At 45.2% G+C, this 15,888-nt stretch carries 16 protein-coding genes and 1 pseudogene; 7 read left to right on the top strand and 10 right to left on the bottom strand.

Features of this window, described 5'->3' with window-relative positions:
- Nucleotides 1-31: 31 nt before the first annotated feature.
- From EIZ58_RS06410 to EIZ58_RS06395, 4 genes are all read right to left on the bottom strand, one after another.
- The gene (locus tag EIZ58_RS06410; RefSeq protein WP_134699760.1) at nucleotides 32-1,195 is read right to left on the bottom strand and encodes a DEAD/DEAH box helicase; all 1,164 of its coding nucleotides are present in this window, start codon (nucleotides 1,193-1,195) and stop codon (nucleotides 32-34) included.
- Between the two features lie 13 nt (nucleotides 1,196-1,208).
- Nucleotides 1,209-1,736 (bottom strand): hypothetical protein, encoded by a 528-nt coding sequence (locus tag EIZ58_RS06405; RefSeq protein WP_134699758.1) that lies wholly within the window; start codon nucleotides 1,734-1,736, stop codon nucleotides 1,209-1,211.
- 56 nt (nucleotides 1,737-1,792) lie between these two features.
- Nucleotides 1,793-2,887 carry a glycoside hydrolase family 15 protein gene (locus tag EIZ58_RS06400; protein ID WP_134699756.1) on the bottom strand — a complete coding sequence of 365 codons (1,095 nt, stop codon included), beginning with the start codon at nucleotides 2,885-2,887 and terminating at the stop codon, nucleotides 1,793-1,795.
- Between the two features lie 84 nt (nucleotides 2,888-2,971).
- Nucleotides 2,972-4,108, bottom strand: coding sequence for a zinc-dependent alcohol dehydrogenase (locus EIZ58_RS06395; protein ID WP_134699754.1), 1,137 nt, complete (start codon nucleotides 4,106-4,108; stop codon nucleotides 2,972-2,974).
- A gap of 144 nt (nucleotides 4,109-4,252) precedes the next feature.
- On the opposite strand from EIZ58_RS06395, the gene EIZ58_RS34100 reads away from it, so the two are divergent.
- Nucleotides 4,253-4,663, top strand: a complete 411-nt coding sequence (locus EIZ58_RS34100; RefSeq protein WP_134699753.1) for a hypothetical protein — start codon at nucleotides 4,253-4,255, stop codon at nucleotides 4,661-4,663.
- Nucleotides 4,664-4,707: 44 nt separating this feature from the next.
- On the opposite strand, the gene EIZ58_RS06385 is transcribed toward EIZ58_RS34100, so the two are convergent.
- Entirely contained in the window at nucleotides 4,708-6,051 is a 1,344-nt protein-coding gene (locus EIZ58_RS06385; RefSeq protein ID WP_134699751.1) for a glucose-6-phosphate isomerase, read from the bottom strand.
- Between the two features lie 283 nt (nucleotides 6,052-6,334).
- Between EIZ58_RS06385 and EIZ58_RS06380 the strand changes: the two genes are divergently transcribed.
- From EIZ58_RS06380 to EIZ58_RS06370, 3 genes are all read left to right on the top strand, one after another.
- Entirely contained in the window at nucleotides 6,335-7,303 is a 969-nt protein-coding gene (locus EIZ58_RS06380) for a superoxide dismutase (RefSeq protein ID WP_134699750.1), read from the top strand.
- 85 nt (nucleotides 7,304-7,388) lie between these two features.
- Nucleotides 7,389-8,093 carry an NAD(P)-binding domain-containing protein gene (locus tag EIZ58_RS06375; RefSeq protein ID WP_134699748.1) on the top strand — a complete coding sequence of 235 codons (705 nt, stop codon included), beginning with the start codon at nucleotides 7,389-7,391 and terminating at the stop codon, nucleotides 8,091-8,093.
- 4 nt (nucleotides 8,094-8,097) lie between these two features.
- Nucleotides 8,098-8,523 carry a DUF4871 domain-containing protein gene (locus EIZ58_RS06370; protein WP_134699744.1) on the top strand — a complete coding sequence of 142 codons (426 nt, stop codon included), beginning with the start codon at nucleotides 8,098-8,100 and terminating at the stop codon, nucleotides 8,521-8,523.
- Between the two features lie 42 nt (nucleotides 8,524-8,565).
- On the opposite strand, the gene EIZ58_RS06365 is transcribed toward EIZ58_RS06370, so the two are convergent.
- Nucleotides 8,566-9,264 (bottom strand): SDR family NAD(P)-dependent oxidoreductase, encoded by a 699-nt coding sequence (locus tag EIZ58_RS06365; protein ID WP_134699742.1) that lies wholly within the window; start codon nucleotides 9,262-9,264, stop codon nucleotides 8,566-8,568.
- 329 nt (nucleotides 9,265-9,593) lie between these two features.
- On the opposite strand from EIZ58_RS06365, the pseudogene ectA reads away from it, so the two are divergent.
- The 3 genes and pseudogenes from ectA to EIZ58_RS06350 form a co-directional block, all read left to right on the top strand.
- A pseudogene (gene ectA, locus EIZ58_RS06360) lies at nucleotides 9,594-10,073 on the top strand (diaminobutyrate acetyltransferase); the annotation flags it as partial.
- 13 nt (nucleotides 10,074-10,086) lie between these two features.
- Nucleotides 10,087-11,364, top strand: a complete 1,278-nt coding sequence (gene ectB, locus EIZ58_RS06355) for a diaminobutyrate--2-oxoglutarate transaminase (RefSeq protein ID WP_370297631.1) — start codon at nucleotides 10,087-10,089, stop codon at nucleotides 11,362-11,364.
- A 12-nt stretch (nucleotides 11,365-11,376) separates the two neighbouring features.
- Nucleotides 11,377-11,772, top strand: coding sequence for an ectoine synthase (locus EIZ58_RS06350; RefSeq protein ID WP_134699736.1), 396 nt, complete (start codon nucleotides 11,377-11,379; stop codon nucleotides 11,770-11,772).
- A 24-nt stretch (nucleotides 11,773-11,796) separates the two neighbouring features.
- Here the strand turns inward: EIZ58_RS06350 and EIZ58_RS06345 are convergent, their stop codons facing one another.
- The 4 genes from EIZ58_RS06345 to pflA all read right to left on the bottom strand — a co-directional run bounded on the left by EIZ58_RS06345 (nucleotide 11,797) and on the right by pflA (nucleotide 15,887).
- Entirely contained in the window at nucleotides 11,797-11,994 is a 198-nt protein-coding gene (locus EIZ58_RS06345) for a hypothetical protein (protein ID WP_134699735.1), read from the bottom strand.
- A gap of 776 nt (nucleotides 11,995-12,770) precedes the next feature.
- Nucleotides 12,771-14,150, bottom strand: a complete 1,380-nt coding sequence (gene rlmD / locus EIZ58_RS06340; RefSeq protein WP_134699733.1) for a 23S rRNA (uracil(1939)-C(5))-methyltransferase RlmD — start codon at nucleotides 14,148-14,150, stop codon at nucleotides 12,771-12,773.
- 4 nt (nucleotides 14,151-14,154) lie between these two features.
- Nucleotides 14,155-15,048: a diacylglycerol kinase gene (locus EIZ58_RS06335; protein WP_134699732.1), complete on the bottom strand. Its 894-nt coding sequence runs from the start codon at nucleotides 15,046-15,048 to the stop codon at nucleotides 14,155-14,157.
- A 119-nt stretch (nucleotides 15,049-15,167) separates the two neighbouring features.
- Complete coding sequence (pflA, locus tag EIZ58_RS06330; RefSeq protein ID WP_134699730.1) at nucleotides 15,168-15,887, bottom strand: pyruvate formate-lyase-activating protein; 720 nt, start codon at nucleotides 15,885-15,887, stop codon at nucleotides 15,168-15,170.
- Between the last annotated feature and the right edge of the window lies 1 nt (nucleotide 15,888).

Genomic DNA, 15,888 nt, shown 5'->3' with positions numbered 1-15,888 from the left:
TACCCATTATACTACGCACGGAGGAAATAAATCATTTTCTATTTTGCCCTCGTTGGCTACGCACCGCCGGCTTCTGATCAACGACATCTCCCATATACAACGTCTTCTTGAGGATTGGAATCTGAAGCTCCTTGCTAATTTTTGCTACCGCTGCCTCTTGTCGGTTAGTAACAATTGAAATCACGGTTCCTGCTGCCCCCATTCTTCCTGTACGGCCTGAACGATGGACATACTGCTGTGGGTCTTCTGGAAAGTCATAGTGGATGACATGGGTTACGTTTTGGATATCCAGCCCTCTTGCCGCAAGATCGGTCGTAAGCAACAAGGAATACTTTCCTGATCGAAAATTCCTCATCACCGCTTCCCGTTCTGTCTTATAGGCCTCTCCTTGCAGTACGCCAACAGAGACTCCTTTATAACTTAGCTTGGAGCCTAGCTCCTCTAATTGCTGAGCATCTTTCACAAAAGCAATGGCCTTGACTTCCCCCATCTTCAATATGCGTCGCAAAACGTCCACTTTGTCCCGGTATTCACAAACCATATAGAGATGCTCTACCTTAGATTCCGGGAGCTCTGTCCGGTGAACCCGCATGACTTGCGGCTCATTCATCATCGTTTTTGCTGTTTGTTCTGCGCGATCTGAGATCGTAGCGGAGAAAAAGAGCAATTGCCGATCACGCAGGGTCGTCTTTACGATATCTTGAACAGCGTCCATCAGGTTCGTCTGAAACATTTGATCTGCTTCATCGACGACTACCGTCTTTACTTCATGCATTTTTAACTTTTTCGCTTGAATAAGCTCGCGGATACGACCCGGAGTTCCCACGATAACCAGGGGATGCTTTTTTAACTTCTCCAGCTGACGCTTCATGTCTGCTCCGCCAATGAACGAAGCACCCGTAATTTCACTTCCCGCTGTAAAGGTCTGAACCACCTCATGAATTTGCATCACAAGCTCGCGAGAAGGAGCCAAAATCACAACCTGAGGGCTTTTCACCTCCGGTTTGATTTTTTCTAGTAGGGGCAGCAGATAAGCAAGTGTCTTCCCCGTTCCAGTCGGAGATTCTGCGATAACATCATGTCCCTCTTGGATAAGTGGCATGGCCTTCTGTTGTATGGCGGTAAATTCAGAGAATCCTAGCTTAGTCCAAGCCTGTTGTAAAAAGGGTTTAAATTCTTCAATACGAGCAGCCATTAATGCATCTCCCTTATTTCATATGTATTTGATTCAACTCTTGTATGGAATGAAAAACATGATCAATCAAAGTATCCATATCTTCGATTTGTTCCTCGTTAATCTTTCTACCGAACTGAACAGAAATACTGTTCTTATAGCTTCCCACATTTTCCCCATAGGTAAACGAAAGAGTTTGCTTTATTGTCGGCCGATGCTGCCAGATATCTAGAAGCAGCGTTTCGATCTTAGGGCAGTCTTGCTCAATGTTCCTGACGTTAGTCTGAAATACAACCTCCAACCCACAGCCTGCATACTTCTCATTTTGCTCTAAGATCTCTGCTGCTAAATCCTGCATTTGGGCAGATAGTTGTATCTCTGCTTCAGTCTGGCCTGCTGCTTGCTCTTTTTCACGAAATTGAATGGAATATAAACGAGACATAGTGGCTAAATCCACGCGATCGACTCGATTCGTCACAAGGGCCACTCCTGCCGCGTCCAAGTCATAAACGGCCCCTTCCAGCACGACTTTTAAATTTTCGTATATTGTAGGATCAAACATCGTTTTACCCCCCTAAAAAGAAAAACCCTCCCATGATGGGGAGGTATCCTATCTCACTATACACTAATCTTTTTTCCACCTAAATTCAACTTACTTGTTAAAATCAAGTGCATGGCGTGAGACCAGAGAAGTGGGCAAGCCGGCTGCCCCGACTGTTCTACCCACCTATCGTAATGCTCGGGAGCAAGCAAATGGTGCTGTACTTGTTCCGAAAGATTCCCTTGTTCGTCGAACTGATCTTCTATCCAGTGAAGCAGCTCTCGTACTTTCTCTACCTCCCCGCAAACGGAATAATGCCAGCCGAGATAACCGGATAGTAAGATCCACTGACCTCCTCCATAATAGACATCTTGAGGATAGCGATGAAGACCACATTCAAAGAGTAGACGAGATTGGATTTTTTCAACCGTTTCTCGAAAAAGAGGATTTTCCGCTTCAACTACACCGTACGGGACATGCAGCCATAGAAGAGAAGCATCAATTTCTGGATTGCCTACAGACTTGCTAAAATGGCCATAAGCCGTTCCTTCTTTTAGAAGAAATTCTTTCATGTTTGTAAGTTCTTGATCTATTACTCGACGCAGAGGTTCCTCTAGAAAAGTGGAGATGCCTTTTAGCCCGCCATAGATGGCTCCAATCGTTGCAGGATGAACCTGATCGCCAAACTCCTCCCAGCAGTCAAAGTTAGGAATCTTCCATAACAATAGAAGATACTCTGCAATCAGGGTGTAGGTCGGTTTGAACTGGGTAATCAGATCTTCGGGCTGATGGATCCTGAAGTGCTCACTCAATCCCCATAACCATGTCCCATACCCATCCAACTGGTATGTGCCCCATTCGGCATGAACTTCTTCGCCCTCCAAGGTATATCGGGTATGAAGAAGATCGGATTGAGGTATGGCTTCCCCTTTGCCGGCGCGGTCGATTACGGATTGTGCTTTCTCTCTATGCATTTCAATTGTACGGACTGTCCACTGGTAGAATCGCTCTGCCCCTTCGCGCTCTCCAACACCATCTAAACTGTAGGCAATAAACGTTCCATCGCGAAGCCAGCTATACCGATAATGTTCAAAGGATGGCGAAGCCACAAAAGCCCCGCTTGCAGCCTGGTTTTCTAGAATCACCTGTTTGCTTCTCGCTACAAGATCCATTGGTCCTCCTCATTTGTAGGTGGTTACTTTCCATTTTATGTCCGGTCGAATGAAAAAACCCCTCTTTTCGAGGGGAGTAACTCCCTATGGCTTCAAGATGACCTTAATGCAGTCGTCCAGTTTTTGATCGAATATCCCGTAGCCATGCTCCGCTTCGGATAACGGCAGCTTATGGGTAATAATATCCGTTGGATCAAAATCTCCGCGCTTAATCATCTCATATAGATGCGGCAGATAATGGATTACGGGCGCTTGTCCCATCTTGAGCGTAATGTTTCGTGCAAACAAGTCCCCCAAAGGGAAAGCATTATAACGAAGACCGTATACCCCTACCAGTTGAATAGTGCCTCCTTTTCTCACGGCTTGGCTGGCGATCAGGATGGCACCCATAGATCCGCCCTGAAGCTTCAACGCCGTCTCTACTACTTCCAACATGGTCATTTTTCCGTCCATCCCCACACAGTCAATGACCACATCCGCACCGCCACCCGTCATTTCCTTCAAGGCATTCCCGGCGTTGTGCTCCTTGGTGAAATCAAAGATCTCTACCTTATTTGTCCGTTTCGCATGCTCTAACCGGTATTGGATATAATCCACTGCAATGACACGCTTGGCGCCTTTCATCCAGGCAAACTTCTGCGTCATGAGACCGACAGGGCCGCAGCCTAAGACAATCACCGTATCGCCCGGCTTGACACCAGCATTATCAACTCCCCAATAGGCTGTAGGAATCACATCAGATAAAAATAAGAGCTTCTCGTCTTCCATCTCGCAATCTTGTGGAACAACAAAAGGGGTAAAGTTGGCAAAGGGAACTCGTAGAAGCTCCGCTTGTCCTCCGGGATATCCGCCGAAGGTTCCCGTGTACCCGAAGAAAGCGCCTGCTTCCCCGTTGTCGTTAGAGTTATCACACTGGCTTTCTAAGTGATTTTGACAATAGAAGCACTGACCACAAGCAATGGTAAATGGTACGACGACCCGATCCCCTTTCTTTACTTTTGTTACTTCTGGTCCTACTTCCTCTACAATTCCCATGGGCTCATGTCCAATAATATAATCTTCTTGCAAATTTTGGATCATGCCATGAACGAGATGAAGATCTGAACCACAAATGGCCGTACTTGTAATCCGAACAAGAATATCATCTTTCTTCTGGAGCGTAGCATCTGGAACTTCCTTCACTTTTACGTCCTTGATTCCTTGATACGTAACAGCTTTCATAAAGCCCTCCTGAGGAATATTTAATATGTAAAATATTCCCTTACAGAAAACGATTCATGCAATCCCTTAGGCAAATTGGGTATTTACCTAGAGCCATCTTAGGTATTGGCGGATACAATGAAAGAAAAAGGAGGAGTTTGACTGATGAATAATAGACAACAAGCCTCAGTGCAGTTTGTAGCTCCCAGCGCCATTACTCCGTACGTTGGCAGATGGATTAGGACCTCCATTCCTACCTATGGGCAAGTTATCGCTTACGTCATCCAATTCAACCAAGCTAACGGCATGGTCGATTTATGGGTTTACCTCCCCGGCGCAACACAACCCCGGTTTATGCAATTCCATTATTCTGACCTTATAGGGATAGGACCCTATTATGGACCGATCCCTCCTACTCAACCCACACCACCACCGCCCTATCCACCGACTCCTTATCCCCCCTACTATCCGCCCTATCCGCCCTATCCGCCACCAGCACCTAGAAGGTCGTGCGCAAACTATCCGAATATTTCCCAGCAGATTTCGTGTTATCTTGGAATTCTGCCGCCTATTTAATATAAAAGGCTGTTCAGTTCGAAAACTGACAGCCTCTTTAGGTTTTATTTTGATTGAAGTCGTTTTTCTAGTGCTTCTTTTTCCTTTTCAAATCCAGGCTTTCCTAACAAAGCAAACATATTTTTCTTATACGCTTCTACTCCTGGCTGATCAAAAGGATTAACCCCTAGCAGGTAACCGCTGATGCCGCAGGCTTTCTCAAAGAAATACACCATCTGCCCGAACGTATAGGCATTAAGCTGGTCGATAGATACCACGAAATTAGGGACACCGCCATCAATATGAGCTAGCAAGGTACCTTCAAAAGCTTTTTTATTTACCTCATCGACGGTTTTTCCGGCGAGGAAGTTTAGCCCATCAATATTTTGTGGGTCTTCTTGGATGGTGAGCTGGACCTTAGGCTGTTCGACATGAATGACCGTTTCAAAAATATTGCGAAGTCCGTCCTGTACATACTGTCCCATGGAATGAAGATCGGTAGAGAAATCCACGGACGCTGGGAAGATCCCCTTTTGGTCCTTGCCTTCACTTTCACCAAACAACTGTTTCCACCATTCTGAAACAAAATGAAGAGCTGGCTCATAATTAACTAAGATCTCTGTCGTTTTCCCTTTACGGTAGAGCGCATTGCGGGCTGCTGCATATTGATAGCACTCATTCGTGCTTAGGTCAGGATTATTATATGTATGATAAGCATCCGCAGCCCCTTGCATAATCTGGTCAATATCGGCTCCACTCACGGCAATTGGCAGCAATCCCACCGCGGTCAAGACTGAATATCTTCCCCCTACATCATCTGGAATGACGAAGGTTTCATAGCCTTCTTCATCAGCAAGCTTCTTAAGCGCCCCTTTTTCCCGATCGGTGGTCGCATAGATCCGTTGTTTAGCTCCTTCTTTGCCATACTTTTTCTCCAGGTAATCCCGAAACATGCGAAACGCAATTGCTGGTTCCGTAGTGGTTCCTGATTTAGAAATCACGTTAACCGAGATATCTTTTCCCTCAAGTACCTCAAACAAATGAGCAATATAGGTAGAACTGATATTGTGTCCTACAAAATAAATTTGAGGCGTTTTGGTTGTCACCTGATTGTAGAAGGTATGCGATAGCATTTCAATCGCTGCTCGCGCCCCAAGGTAAGAGCCCCCAATGCCAATCACGACCAATGCTTGCGAATCGGATTGAATTCGCTCTGCGGCCGTTTTAATCCGGCTGAATTCTTCTTGATCATAAGTCACAGGAAGATCCACCCAGCCTACGTAGTCATGACCTGCCCCTGTTTTTTCATGGAGCATGGTGTGAGCCCCTCTAACAAAATGGGCCAGGATGTCTACCTCTTCTTTACGCATGAAAGATAATGCATTCGAATAATCAAAACGCAGACTCACTCTCGTCACCTCTACTCAAAATCTTAGTTTTTCCATCACCTAGTATACACTCTCCATCAGCATAAAAAAAAGGGCATGTAACTGAGAAGCTACATGCCTAAGAAGGTACTGCTAGTTAAAAGGGGATGGAGATAAAATTCATATTTTTATTATACGATAGTGGGACTTATTTTTCAACTAGCGGACAAAAAATGTCCCTTTACATAAATATTCGACAAGTTCCCATTTGCTTGCTTCTTCCATAGGCTAATAATAAAGCCTATAAAGGAGGATATGACTTAATATGAGTGAAGCCCCCCAGGTATCGGAATGGACGAAATGGACCGAGCAAATGATCAACTGGATTCAAGAACATAAAAAAATAATTGCTATGTTACAAGCGGACCATTCTCTTTCTTCCGAGCAATCGCTGGCTCTTACCAAATGGCAAAACCGCTTTTCCCAACTGCTTCAAGAGTTTGAAAATGAACAAACTCCCCTCACCTTCAAACAATTATATAAACATGCCCAGTATCTCCGCCAACAATTTGTTCTTTTTGCCCGTGATCAATTTAACTTAAATGAGGTGCAATTAGCAAGTCAACAGCAAGAGGAAACCGTCGAGACAGTTGAACGAACGACTGGCCCTGTCCCCATCGGCGGACATACCTTGCCTCCACTTCCTTATCCCTACCATGCACTTGAACCGCATATTGATGAAAAAACCATGCGGCTTCATCATACGGTTCATCATCAGAGCTATGTAGATGGCCTGAACAAAGCCGAGAAAGAAATGCAGAAAGCTAGACAAACCGGGGACTTCTCGCTTATTAAGCATTGGGAACGAGAGGCTGCCTTCCACGGCGCCGGTCACTACCTTCACACCATTTTCTGGCACAATATGAGACCTAAAGGTGAAGGAAGTCCAAAAGGAGAGCTACTCAAGCAAATCGAGCGGGACTTCGGCTCTTTTCGGCAATTTAAGCAGCATTTTTCCTCTGCGGCAGAAAAAGTAGAAGGGGTGGGCTGGGCACTATTAGTTTGGTCTCCTCGCTCCCATCGTTTGGAAATTCTCCAAGCAGAAAAGCATCAGAATCTCTCCCAACAAGATGTTATTCCCCTTCTAGTACTCGATGTCTGGGAACACGCTTACTATCTGAAATACCAAAATAAGCGCAAGGACTACATTGAAGCATGGTGGAATGTCGTAAATTGGGAAGACGTAGATGCTCGGTATTCCGCCTCTAGTAAATTGAAATGGAAGCCTTTTTAGCTATCCTTTGAGGATAGCTTTTTCAATTAAACCACCTTTTTGCTATGATAGGGGTAGATCTAAAAAAACGAGGAGGAGAAACAGCATGGACAATATACGTTGGGGAATTGTAGGCATTGGAAAAATAGGGAGAGCTCTCACTCATCAACTGCAAAGTACAGGGATTACCCTTTCCTTCTTCCATCCCAATCCACTTAAAGCCGAGTCCTTTAAGGAAGATTTCCCCTATACAGAAGCCTTAAGCAAGAACGAGCTTTCTTCTGTTTCTGTTCTTCTATTAGCCCTGCCCGCTCACGGGATTATTCCTTTTCTACACGAGCTGAAATCCGAAGGCATCTCTCTTCAACATACGCTGCTTGTTAATTTAGCCACTGTTATGCCGACTCCAACTCTACGCGCAGAGTTTCCCGAACTCGACTGGTTGGGCTTAAAGTTTATGGGTCACTCTGAAGATCTTCGTTTACATGGAAATGCGTTATTCGTAGCCGATGCTCAAACTGCTCAGGGAGAGAAAGCAAAGCAAACGATTCAGCTTTTCGAACAGATAGGCAAAGTAATCATAGACGACGAATCCGTCGTGGAAAAACTTAATAAACTAGCCACTTATCATGCCATTAAGGCCGCTAAAGAGCTAGAAAAAGAACTTCAATCCTTAGGGTATCCAAGGGAATACCAAGACCGCGCTATCGCCGCCATCGCGCCTGAGGTCATGCGTTCCTATGTACAAGGAACCATGGGGCACTTTGCAAAAACGATAGCAGACTCATTTGACAATTCAAGAGGTGATTAGATTTATGAAATGGTTACCGATCATCGCCCTCCTTCTATTCCTTACGGGCTGTGGTCCAGGAAAAGTAGAACCGGTGGAGTGGAAGGAAAGCCCCACGTTTGAATCAGGCGGTAAAATCATGAGAGGGGATGAAGGGCATCTCGCCATTCTTGATACCCCTTTTGAAGTCGGGAAGCACCGGGATTATGTATGGCATTTTTGGGGAGCAACTCCTGAACTAGCCGGCAAGCTCACTCTCACCGCCGTCCATCAGGATTCAGGAAATCGGATCACCCTAATTGAACGTGAATTTATGGTTCCCGTTAAGCCGTTAAATGGTGCGGACAACCATGCGATAACCCTTCTTTCCCTGCCTACGGAGGGGCTATGGCGACTGACTGCCTATATTAATGGGCAATTTTTTGGAAGTATTGTGGTACGAGCTCAATAGCAATCGAAAAGGCTGTTCCGTCAGGAACAGCCTTTTCAGTGGTTAGCTTTGATATTGAACGGAAAGATCCTCTAGCTGCAATACCTTACTCGAGGATGAGAACGGCTTCTCAAGAAAAGAAACAAGCTGGGCTGCAACGACGGCGGGATCCACGCCTGTGGACTGCATATTCGTCTTCATGATGCCTGGATTAATAACTAAGGCAGAAATTCCATTTCTTTGTTCTTCTTCTTCGATGGAATACGTTAATGTTTCAATGGCAGCCTTACTTGCACTGTAGGCACCAAAGCCGTCTGCACCGGTTTTAGCCAAGCCCGATGTAAAATTGATAATTTGTCCCGACTTTTGTTTTCTCATTTGCGGAATTACTTCCCGACTCATGAGGAAGGTTCCTGTTAAGTTAATACCAATTTGATAATTCCACTCTTCTAAACTGGACTCCGCAACTGAAGTATTGGCAAATACAGCAGCATTGTTAATCAGCATATCAATCCGTCCAAAGCGACTAACGGATTCACGAACCAAACTTTTCACATCTTGCTCTTGGGAAACATCGGCTGGCAGTGCCAAAATATTCTCATTGTATGCCTCGAGCTCTTCTTGAAGCTCACTCAATTTAGACTTTCTTCGGCCGCAAAGGATTAATTTCGCTCCTTTTTCTGCTAGCTGCAAGGCTAATTCCCTTCCTAATCCTGTACCGGCTCCCGTTATCAAAATTACCCGTCCGTTCAAAGCACTCATCCAACAGTCTCCCCTTTCCTTTTAATCCGACTAATCAAGTGTGATTTATTTTGATTAATTATATATAGAATTATGTGATTTTTCAATAGTTTTTTTGAAAATGTTGAGGATAAAAGAGGATCTGGGAGGATATGGGAGGATTTAAAAAGGATCTTTGGCCTCAATCTACCTTACCCTATTTAAAACCGAATAAACCGACCTGACTCCGAGATATCCGCTTTGACGATCTTTTGTAAAACACGTTATGATTAAATACGTAGCCAAGATGGAAAAAGGAGGGAACCAAATTCAATAATTATACGCCTTCATCCTATCGCTTCCGCCAGCCAACAAAAGAAGATGGTGCAGCGATCTGGGAACTAATTAAGAGTACTCGAACCCTGGATTTAAATTCCGCTTATTGTTACTTGATGCTTTGCGAGCTTTTTCCTGACACCTGTGTGGTGGCAGAAAAAAATGAGCAAATTATCGGCTTTGTGTCCGCTTTCCGTGCCCCCCAAGCATCAGACGTCATTTTTGTATGGCAAGTGGCGGTCCATGAATCACAGCGAGGGAAGGGATTAGGGAAAAACCTACTGCGAGAGCTCCTCACTCGGAGGTCATGTGAAAAAATTCACTATCTCGAAGCAACCGTTTCCCCTTCCAACCTGCCCTCTCAATCGCTGTTTAAAGGTCTTGCGCAGCGAATGGATTGCTCTTGCAGTGTTACAGAATGCTTTACTGAAGACCTGTTTCCGGAACCCGGACATGAAGCCGAACTAACGTTTCGCATTGGTCCAATCAACCCTATATCCTTGAAAGGAACGTGAGCCCATGCAAGTAATGAATAAACTGGATACTGAACTTCAAGTTTTTGCCGATCTGGAGTCGGAGGTCAGGAGCTACATTCGAAGCTTCCCCACCACCTTTGTCAAAGCGAAGGGACATACCCTTTGGGATGCTGAAGGGAATGAATACATTGATTTTTTTGCAGGTGCTGGTGCGCTAAATTATGGTCACAACCCTTCTCAAATGAAAGAAAAGCTGATTTCCTATATCGCTGGCGACGGCATTACCCATAGCCTAGATATGGCTACTCAAGCGAAAGGAAACTTCCTCAAAAAATTCAAGCAGATCATTCTTGAGCCTAGACAGCTTGACTACAAGGTCATGTTTCCTGGTCCCACGGGAACCAATACCGTAGAAAGTGCCTTAAAACTAGCTCGAAAAGTGACAGGTCGAGATCAAATCATGAGCTTTACCAACGCCTTCCACGGTATGACTTTGGGGTCACTATCCATCACAGGGAACGCCTTTAAGCGTGATGGGGCCGGTATCCCTTTGCATAATAGCGTATCTATGCCCTTTTACAACTACCTGGGTGAAGAAATTGATACGCTGGATTATTTAGAACGTTTTCTGGAGGATAACGGAAGCGGCGTTTCCCTTCCTGCAGCCATTATCTTAGAAACCTTGCAAGGAGAAGGCGGACTCAATGCGGCGAGCTATGAATGGTTGCAACGAGTGGAGGCCATCTGCCGAAAGTGGGATATCCTCTTGATTGTGGATGATGTTCAAGTCGGTTGCGGTCGAACGGGTCCTTTCTTCAGCTTTGAACCGGCTGGAATCAAGCCTGATATCGTTTGTCTATCCAAGTCCATTGGTGGCTATGGACTGCCTATGGCCTTAACCCTTATCAAGCCTGAATATGATATTTGGTCCCCGGGTGAGCACAACGGTACCTTCCGCGGCCACAACCTCGCTTTCATCACAGCAACGGAGGCTCTAACTTATTGGGAAACAGACGAACTGACTAAGGAAACCATCAGAAAAGGGTTGTTGGTTGAGGAATTTTTGAATCATTTAGTTGAAAATTACCCGCTGCTTCAAGGAGAACTACGGGGACGCGGATTAATGCGCGGGATTGCTTGCGGAGCGGATGGTACAGCTGAAGAGATTTGCAAAGAAGCCTTTGAGCGCGGGCTGATTATGGAAACGTCTGGCCCTAAGAGCGAAGTGTTCAAAGTAATGCCACCGCTAACTATTGATGAATCGGCCCTTGTCAAAGGACTAGGAATCATTGAAGAAAGTATCATAGCTTGTCTTTCAAATAAAAAGTAGGAGGAATAAGGGATGATTGTAAGATCTTTGGAATCCATTAAGGGATCTATAAACCACGTTGATGATCGTAATTGGGAAAGTAGACGATTTCTATTGAAAAAAGATGAAATGGGCTTTTCTTTGCACGATACCATCATTCGAGCGGGGACGGTTTCTACCTTCTGGTATAAAAATCACCAGGAAGCTGTCTACTGTATCGAAGGAGAAGGCGAACTAGAGGATTTGAGCAATGGCAAGACCTACCCTATTCAAGCAGGCACTATGTATGCGTTGGATGGACACGAAAAGCATACGCTGCGCGCTAAAACCGATATGCGGATGGTCTGCGTGTTTAATCCCCCGTGCACGGGAAGAGAAACGCATGATGAAGAAGGTGCCTATCCTCTTTTGTCCGAGGAGAAGATATAACCGGAGGAAACTCCGGTTATTTTTTTATTCATGGAGCTCTCCTGGCTCACCTACTAACTTGGCTGTGTAGGCCTCATTTTTATCATTGTAGGTCATAAAGGTTCCTATTAGGTTTCCGTTGTCATCCTCTACACGGATATTTTCCCCTTCCACCCATAGATGGTACTTATCGCACAACGTAGTTAACTCTTCCATAAAGTCGGTTAGGATATCTTTGGCCATAGCGAATACCCCCAAAAAGATTGTTATCCATAGCATACCCCGAAATGATCAGGAGCCGTTGGGCAAAGCATTGGTTTTTTTTGTAATTTTACCGTTTTGGAGGATGTTTTTTGATTTGTGAAGTCCATTCCAGATCATTCACGCCATTTGATCACAAAACCAAGTCACTTGCTCCCAAACCGGTAATGATTCCAAGACCTCGCGAAGGTTTTTCAAGGTTTGGAGTGATTTAGGTCTACTTTTTCAAAGTGCAATCTAAACTTTGGGTTAGAACCTTCAATTTTAAGCTGCTTTTTAAGTAATTCGGTTTTTTTTTATGATCCTTGTCCGTTCCCGGACCCTATTACTGGTATCCGGGTCAATTTGATCACAAAAATTTGGTTTTGCTCACGGAAAGGTGGTCGATGCTCACGGAAGGATGCCGTTTGCTCACATACCTGGTACAATTCCAAATAACCAGTCCACTTTAATCACGAAACCGACCATTTTGCTCACAAACCGGTAATGATTCCAAGACCGAAGGCCAGGAGGGTTTGCCCCTCCTGGCCACCGTCTCCAATAAAAATCGGCTCACATACCAGTAACATACGCAAATAAGGACGGTTCTTTTGTCACAAACCGTCCATTTGCTCCTATATTTACAATTACGGCAATGATTATGAACCCCTGTAGTATCATATCGAATCTTGTTGACATAAACTAAAGTAGCCTCATAGGCCAATTCCTTCTCAATAAACTCTCAGAAATGAGGGTTATTTTTTATAGGTTTTTCTCCCCTATTCCTTCAGGGATAACCACGCCACACTCTCCACATGGAACGTATGCGGGAACATATCGACAGGCTGAACCTCTTTCGTTACATACCCACCTGCTTCGAGGATCTGAAGGTCTCTGGCTAGGGTGCTAGGGTTGCAGGAAACATACACAATCCTTTTCGGCTTCATCTGGATCAAAGTATCCAGCAGCGTTTCGTCGCATCCTTTGCGAGGGGGATCCACCACCACCACATCGGCCTTAATGCCTTGTGCATACCACCAAGGGATAATTCTTTCCGCTTCCCCTACCGCAAAGTCTACGTTTTCCATCACATTCAGACGGGCATTTCGTTTGGCGTCAGCGATCGCCTCGGGTACGATCTCAACCCCATAGACATGCTTGGCCTTTTGGGCTAGAAATAAAGAAATGGTTCCGATACCACAATAAGCATCAATTACGGTTTCATTCCCGGTCAGATTTGCATATTCCAGCGCTTTTCCATATAAGATTTCGGTTTGCACAGGATTAACTTGGTAAAAGGAACGTGGGGATATCGCAAATTTAATGTTGCCGATATAGTCATAGATGTAGGGCTCTCCCCAAATGATTTGAGTTTGATCCCCAAATATAACATTGGTTTGTTTTTTATTTACATTAACAGCCAAACTCTTTAAGCCATCGACTTTTTTCGTTAGTTGATTAACTAACTCTTCTTGATTCGGCAGTTTATCTCCGTTTATAACAAGAACCACCATAACTTCACCGGTCTTGAACCCCACTTTGACGACCACATGGCGAAGCAACCCTTTTCTCGTTTGTTCATTGTACGCAGATATCCCCAGCTGAGAAGCTGCTCTCTTAACCAGCTCAATGACTTCATCATTTTTTTCGTGCTGGATTAAACAGGACTCCATGTTAATAATACGATGAGAGCGCTGGGCATAGAAGCCGCCAATCAGACCGCCCTCCTCCTCTCCGATAGGAACCTGGGCTTTGTTGCGATATCTCCAGGGGTCCTTCATACCGAGCGTGGGATGAACGGTGGCGTGTTCAATATTCCCTAGTCGTTTTAGATTATCTTGGACAATGATCGTTTTTTGCCGAAGCTGCTCTTCATAAGAGACATGCTGCAAGGAACAGCCTCCGCACTGATGATAAACGGGACAAGGCGGCTCAAGACGATCGGGGCTTGCTTCCACCATTTCTACCAATTTGGCATAGCCATAGTTTTTCTTTACCTTCAGCACTTTAGCTTTAATTCGTTCACCAGGGAGAGCCTGCGGAACAAAAAGGGTAAAGCCCTCCACCTTCCCTACGCCATCTCCCTCATGAGTTAGACCCGTGATGTCAAACTCGACTTCTTCATTCTTCTGTACAGGTAGTTCAAGCTGTTTTGTCATTCTTTCACCTATTCTCTGGCATGATCACTTGTATATGCTTATGCAAAGCGGTAAATTCCATCGGCAGCTCTCCCCCGAGCTCCCCATCCAAATTCAAGAGGACCTTCGTACTCGCTGTTGCCCTCAATCTGCTTGTTTGGAAATACAGAACATCCGGATCCTTGATGTGATCTCCTTTAATTACATGCGTGGCAATCCTCAAGAACTCCGGCAGGGTCGTTTTTCTGAGGATTAAGCAGTCAAACTTGCCGTCCGATAAGTTGGCAAAGGGGGCTAGCTTTTCCATGCCGCCAACGGAATTGCTGTTGGCAATAAGAAATAGCATAATTTCCTCATCAATAATTCGGCTTTCTGTTTCTATACGAACGCGGCTGGGGCGGATAAACGGAAGTTTTTCGATGCCTTTGACGTAGTAAGCCAGCTGCCCCATAATGGTCTTTAGTTTGCTGGGCACCTCATAAGTTAAGTCGGTTAACGCTCCCCCGCCAGCGATATTGATAAAGTAGCGGTCGTTAATCTTCCCAATGTCAATGGGAATGGGGGTTCCCTTTACGATCATTTCGCAAGCTTTGAGTATATTTTTGACGGGGAGGCCAATCGCCCGTGCAAAGTCATTCGTCGTTCCGGCAGGAATAATACCAACCGGGGGGCGGTAATCTTTCTCGGCCAGACCATTTACTACCTCGTACAAGGTTCCATCTCCACCAGCGGCAATAATGAGGTCAAATCCGCGGTCTGCCGCATACGCTGCAGCTATGGAAGCATCTCCTGCTTTTTTAGTGGCATGGCAGGAGGTTTCGTATCCCGCCGCTTCGAAAAAGTCAAGAATCTCCGGCAATTTGTCTTTCATCTCTTCCCTTCCTGACGAGGGATTATAAATTAACCGTGCTCGCTTCATCCTTATCATCACCTTTTGTTATCCATCTTTATCCATGATAACGCATTTGTACTGGATAAAAAAGTTTTTGGGGCAAATTTAAAGGCTGTCTCGGCAAACTCGAGACAGCCTTTAAATTTTTATTGCGGCCAATAAGGTTTAATACAAGCATAGGCAGCTTGCATTTCTTCTTCTGTTGGGGGACTGACTTGGCCTAATTGATAGTTGTGTCCCAGACGCTCCCACTTGTATTCTCCCATTTTATGAAAGGGCAGCAGTTCAACCTTTTCTACATTGGACATGCCTTGAATGAACTGGCCAATTTGCTCAAGCCCAGCTTGATCGTCGGTCAAGCCCGGAACAACCACATGGCGGATCCACACCTTCACCTGACGTTTTTCTAGCTCTCTTGCAAACCGAAACACATTCGTATTGGAACAGCCGGTAAGCTTACTATGTTTATCCGGATCCATCTCCTTAAGATCAAGCAAGACTAGGTCCGTATAATCCAAGAGCTGCTCCACATCCGGACTCCAGATGATGCCAGTCGTATCTAAGGTTGTGTGGATGCCTGCCTCTTTGCACTTTTTAAACAAGTCCAATACAAACGAAGCCTGTACCAGAGGCTCTCCTCCACTAACCGTTACCCCTCCGCCCGATGCTTGATAATACGGAAGATAGCTTTTGATATCTTCTAGAAGCGTCTCACTATCCGTAAGCTCTCCCCCTTGGATATTCCAAGTATCGGGGTTATGGCAGAACTGACAGCGAAGCACGCAGCCCTGCAAGAAGGCGATATAACGGATTCCCGGTCCGTCTAGCATACCCATGGTTTCTATAGAATGAACTCTGCCTTTCATA

Source organism: Ammoniphilus sp. YIM 78166 (assembly GCF_004522215.1).
Lineage (GTDB): Bacteria > Bacillota > Bacilli > Aneurinibacillales > RAOX-1 > YIM-78166.
This window is presented reverse-complemented; position numbering and strand designations above follow the sequence as displayed.

Coding starts and splice junctions, on each gene's coding strand:
- EIZ58_RS06410 (WP_134699760.1), bottom strand. CDS start 1,195: ATGGCTGCTCGTATTGAAGAATTTAAACCCTTTTTACAACAGGCTTGG.
- EIZ58_RS06405 (WP_134699758.1), bottom strand. CDS start 1,736: ATGTTTGATCCTACAATATACGAAAATTTAAAAGTCGTGCTGGAAGGG.
- EIZ58_RS06400 (WP_134699756.1), bottom strand. CDS start 2,887: ATGGATCTTGTAGCGAGAAGCAAACAGGTGATTCTAGAAAACCAGGCT.
- EIZ58_RS06395 (WP_134699754.1), bottom strand. CDS start 4,108: ATGAAAGCTGTTACGTATCAAGGAATCAAGGACGTAAAAGTGAAGGAA.
- EIZ58_RS34100 (WP_134699753.1), top strand. CDS start 4,253: ATGAATAATAGACAACAAGCCTCAGTGCAGTTTGTAGCTCCCAGCGCC.
- EIZ58_RS06380 (WP_134699750.1), top strand. CDS start 6,335: ATGAGTGAAGCCCCCCAGGTATCGGAATGGACGAAATGGACCGAGCAA.
- EIZ58_RS06375 (WP_134699748.1), top strand. CDS start 7,389: ATGGACAATATACGTTGGGGAATTGTAGGCATTGGAAAAATAGGGAGA.
- EIZ58_RS06370 (WP_134699744.1), top strand. CDS start 8,098: ATGAAATGGTTACCGATCATCGCCCTCCTTCTATTCCTTACGGGCTGT.
- EIZ58_RS06365 (WP_134699742.1), bottom strand. CDS start 9,264: ATGAGTGCTTTGAACGGACGGGTAATTTTGATAACGGGAGCCGGTACA.
- ectB (WP_370297631.1), top strand. CDS start 10,087: ATGAATAAACTGGATACTGAACTTCAAGTTTTTGCCGATCTGGAGTCG.
- EIZ58_RS06350 (WP_134699736.1), top strand. CDS start 11,377: ATGATTGTAAGATCTTTGGAATCCATTAAGGGATCTATAAACCACGTT.
- EIZ58_RS06345 (WP_134699735.1), bottom strand. CDS start 11,994: ATGGCCAAAGATATCCTAACCGACTTTATGGAAGAGTTAACTACGTTG.
- rlmD (WP_134699733.1), bottom strand. CDS start 14,150: ATGACAAAACAGCTTGAACTACCTGTACAGAAGAATGAAGAAGTCGAG.
- EIZ58_RS06335 (WP_134699732.1), bottom strand. CDS start 15,048: ATGAAGCGAGCACGGTTAATTTATAATCCCTCGTCAGGAAGGGAAGAG.
- pflA (WP_134699730.1), bottom strand. CDS start 15,887: ATGAAAGGCAGAGTTCATTCTATAGAAACCATGGGTATGCTAGACGGA.